The following is a 4,090-nucleotide window of genomic DNA, read 5'->3' as shown; positions in this document are numbered from 1 at the left end:
CTATACATGTTAAACCGTAATATCAGCCGGTGATATTTCAATATTTTGTTAGCAAGAAAAATGAAGAGAGAAAAGGAAGTATACAGCGCCCTGCACCATGCAAGGCAATAGCGTATTACATTATCTTTTCCGCCCTATTTGGGCAGATAGGAATTAGCACCTTTATAACAGTGGGCTTACAGGTTGCTAAGACATCATAGGGCCTTTCCCTCAGTCTTTCTTGATAATAAAATATTCAAAGAACCGTTTGATGATGCAAATATATATAAATTCTACTAAAACCATAGACTTTATATAATTATTGCAATAAAATGAATTAAGTCCCGGAAGCCGTGTAATTTTTAATACTGCTAAACCTATTTAATCAGGCCAAAACTATTAGTATCAACAAAAAGGATAGCGTTATTATGTGCTTTTAAGATGGTGGAAGGATAACGTTCCGAAACCGGCTCCTGCAGGGTATATTTTACCGCATCCGCTTTATTAGCGCCCGGCACCATGCAAAATATATAAGTAGCAGCCACCAGGGCGGGGATAGTTAGTGTAAGTGCGTATTCGGGTACAGCATTTAAAGTTTCAAAACAACCGTCATTAACCTGCTGTTGCCTGCAGGCCTGATCCAGCTGTACTCTTTTTATTATTTCCGGATCATGAAAGTTTGCTACATGCGGATCATTGAACGCTATATGGGTATTCTCTCCTATCCCCATGCAAACAATATCAACAGGGTTATTTTTCAATAGCGAGGCATAGCGTTCACATTCGGCTTTATAGTTTGCCGCATTACCGCCAATATAATTGACTGATGCAAATGGTACCCGTTCAAAAAGCATCCGCTTAAGAAAACTGCTGAACAATTGAGGAGCAGCATGAGGTAAGCTGAGGTACTCATCCATATGAAAAGCGCTTATTTTTTGCCATTCAATGCTGTTATCATTCACCAAAGCGGCCAGAAATTCATTTTGCGACGGAGCAGCCGCAAAGATCATATTGATCAGGGGTTTTGTAAGCAGCAATAGTTTAATTGCTTCACTCACCTTTTTAGCCGCTGTTTGGCCAAGAGATGCCCGGTTTTCCAGCACGATCACTTCGAGTTTTTCTGCTTTTATTTTCTTTAACATGAAAGTGTTATTAACTATTTATACTGAGTCCGGGATAAGAAAACCTTGATGTCATTTCGAACGAACTGTGGAGGAATTGCGATGGAGGCGTGAGGAGAAATCTTATACGCTGTGCTTTAACGAGTGCATAGCCGCTTTGCATATCGTAGAAGATTTCTCTTTCGCCCTACGCTTTTTCCTACCGGCTCTATCGAAATGACATCTTTTATTTATTAAATATCCGGAACTCACGTTATTTAAATCGAATAAACAATTTTACCGCCGATGATGGTTTTATGCAGGTTGATCTCATCATCAAAGATCACCAGGTCGGCGTCTTTTCCCACAACTATTGATCCTTTAGCATCATCTGCCCTGATAATTTTAGCCGGGGTTATAGTCATCATTTTCACGGCATCAATTATGGGCACATCGGCAAGTGTGATCATATTTTTAACCAATTGAATGGTTGTTGCAACACTTCCGGCGAATGCGCTTCTGTCGGGTAGCTTTGCCACGTTATCTTCTACTATGACTTTTAATCCGTTGCGCAGATCGCCCAAAATACTTTCTCCCGGCGGCATGCCTGCAGCCCGCATGGCATCGGTTATGAGGGCAATTTTTTCGGGCCCTTTAATCTTGTAAACAAGTTTAAGTAAGGCTGGGGGCAGGTGCCTTCCGTCGGCAATTATTTCAACCGTCATATCCTCCAGTAAATAACCGCTTTCGATAACGCCCGCATACCTGAAGGCATTACGCCTTGATACGCCCGACATGCATGAATAAAAATGAGTGATATGGGTATACCCATTTTCGTAAGCTTCAAGTACTTCGTCGTAAATGGCATTGGTATGGGCTATGGATGGCAAAATTCCTTTTGATTTAAGGAGGCGGCCAAATTCAACCGCACCTTTTAACTCGGGGGCGGCACTCCATCTTTTTATAACAGACGAATGCTGCAGGATTTTCTGATATTCCTTTGGATCAGGCTGACGGATATAGCGTGGGTCCTGCGCCCCCCGCTGCTCCATAGCAAAATATGGCCCCTCAATATGCATCCCTAAAAACTGCGCTCCATTTTTATTTAATGGCTCCGATTCTTCATATAAACTCAAAGTTTTGAGCAGCGCGTCTTGCTCACAGCTTAATGTGGTAGGCATAAAAGCTGTTGTACCATAACTGGCATGCAGCTTTGCAATTTCAAGATAAGCATCAACGGTATTATCCATAAAATCATGTCCTCCGCCCCCATGAACATGGATATCAATAAAACCAGGCGACAGGTATTTACCACCTGCATCAATCATCGTTTCTGTTTCATCGCTTATATCAATATTACCTTCGGCGATAGCGATGATCTTCCCGTTTCGCGCCAGTAAGGATCCATTTTTTATGATCCGCGTTGGGGTTATAATTTTTGCATTAACGATTTTTAAACCCGGAGTACCCATTTTATTAAACGCTGATGTTAACCTATGATCTAAATGTTCAAATAATTGTTTCGTGTACGTACACGAAACAATTATAACCATTTCTGATGATAATTACTAATGCTACAGAAATTTAATCAACCGCGAGGTTATCCGAAACCTTTTGAAACTATTTTCCGTAAAAACAAAAAGTCCCTAACGCTCGCCGCCGGGACTTTTAACCTAAACTTATTTTTGTAGATTATTAAACTACCTTATCATAACTTAAACAAGGGGATTCGGTTTTTAATTGTTTACAACTTATAGGTGATACTTATTTATCGTCTTCATTTGCCCATTAGCTGGTAACTCCGTTAAACAGACTTGCAAAACTATTTTCAGCTGCTATTTTTTCAATCAAGCTTTCCAGTGACTTGTAAATGTTCATGTTTAAAAATGGGCCTGCACTGATTCTTTTAACACCGGCATTTTGTAACTCATTAAAATCCGGGAGTCCGGGCATGCACATTACATTGACAGGAAGACGGGATAACGCTGTTACTTTTTCAATATCAGTTATTTGAGTGATACAAGGAAAAAACAAACCATGTACACCTGTATCCTGGTAAAGTTTAGTCCGGGTTAAAGCATCTTCCAGCGCGTTAGGTAAACCGAGCAGGAAGGAATCGGCCCGCACACTTATAAATACCTGTACATCAGCCTCAACCAACAGTTCGGTGATCTGTTTAAGTTTCATTGCAAACTCATTTGCATTAACAATACTTCTCTGGCTATCCCTTACTATTGAGTCTTCTATATTGATACCCACTACACCGATATCATGTAATTTTATGATGTTACTGCAAATTGCCTCCGGTGAATTACCGTAACCTCCCTCCAGGTCCACTGTTAACAGGGCTGATGTTGTTGCTGCTATCCGTTTTATTACAAACAGATAATCATCAAAACTCATCTCTTCGCCATCTGCAAAGCCTAATGAGCCTGCTACAGCAGCGCTTGAGGTGCCAATTGCCTCAAAGTTTAACTTATCATAAACCTGCGCGCTTTGCACGTTCCATACATTGCCAATCTGCAGAGGTTCGGTTTTATGATGCAGAGCTAAAAATTCTTTAAATCTATTTTTCATGTTGTTGTTCTTTATTTAGTTCAAAATTAGCCTGACTGCTTTCGCTAAAATTGTATAAAACGGAACAGATTAAAGTGAAAGGTGAAACAACAATGGCCGGATAAACCCGGCCATTGTTGTTTCTGAATTTAAATCAGGCTACAAGATTAGCCTCGGCTCCGAAGGCGTGATCGATGATAATTTTCCAGCTGCCATCAGGTTGCTGCTTCATTAACTCGATACCCTTTGCAGCTACCTGTGTTTTGCCATTATCCGTAACGCTCCACTCCGACCGGCCTACGGCTACATCGCCTGATTGGAGGCAATAAACGGTTTTAATTTCCATTACTCCGGGAACAGCGCAGATGCTTTTTACAGCTTCTTCAAACTGGGCCCTGCCTGATACTTCTTTTCCCGGTTCAGGGAAAATGATGCCGTTGGCATCATACACATTC

4 protein-coding genes and 1 riboswitch are annotated in these 4,090 nt (G+C 41.1%); all 4 genes read right to left on the bottom strand.

What is annotated here, in order from left to right; genetic code table 11:
* Positions 1–117: 117 nt before the first annotated feature.
* A riboswitch (SAM riboswitch) is annotated at positions 118–230 on the bottom strand.
* Positions 231–356: 126 nt separating this feature from the next.
* Entirely contained in the window at positions 357–1,121 is a 765-nt protein-coding gene (locus VF500_RS25140) for a glucosamine-6-phosphate deaminase (RefSeq protein WP_330862307.1), read from the bottom strand.
* A gap of 236 nt (positions 1,122–1,357) precedes the next feature.
* On the bottom strand, positions 1,358–2,551 hold the full coding sequence (gene nagA / locus VF500_RS25135; protein WP_330862308.1) for an N-acetylglucosamine-6-phosphate deacetylase: 1,194 nt from the start codon (positions 2,549–2,551) through the stop codon (positions 1,358–1,360).
* A gap of 316 nt (positions 2,552–2,867) precedes the next feature.
* Positions 2,868–3,656 carry an isocitrate lyase/phosphoenolpyruvate mutase family protein gene (locus VF500_RS25130; protein WP_330862306.1) on the bottom strand — a complete coding sequence of 263 codons (789 nt, stop codon included), beginning with the start codon at positions 3,654–3,656 and terminating at the stop codon, positions 2,868–2,870.
* Between the two features lie 133 nt (positions 3,657–3,789).
* On the bottom strand, positions 3,790–4,090 hold a 301-nt coding region (locus VF500_RS25125), incomplete at its 5' end, for a hypothetical protein (protein ID WP_330862305.1).

The organism is Mucilaginibacter sp. (assembly GCF_036383575.1).
GTDB lineage: Bacteria > Bacteroidota > Bacteroidia > Sphingobacteriales > Sphingobacteriaceae > Mucilaginibacter.
Note: the sequence above shows the minus strand (reverse complement) of the source record. Positions and strands in the feature narration are given on the sequence as shown.

Excerpts from the sequence above, each read along its gene's own strand:
- VF500_RS25140 (WP_330862307.1), bottom strand. The coding sequence starts at position 1,121 with ATGTTAAAGAAAATAAAAGCAGAAAAACTCGAAGTGATCGTGCTGGAA.
- nagA (WP_330862308.1), bottom strand. The coding sequence starts at position 2,551 with ATGGGTACTCCGGGTTTAAAAATCGTTAATGCAAAAATTATAACCCCA.
- VF500_RS25130 (WP_330862306.1), bottom strand. The coding sequence starts at position 3,656 with ATGAAAAATAGATTTAAAGAATTTTTAGCTCTGCATCATAAAACCGAA.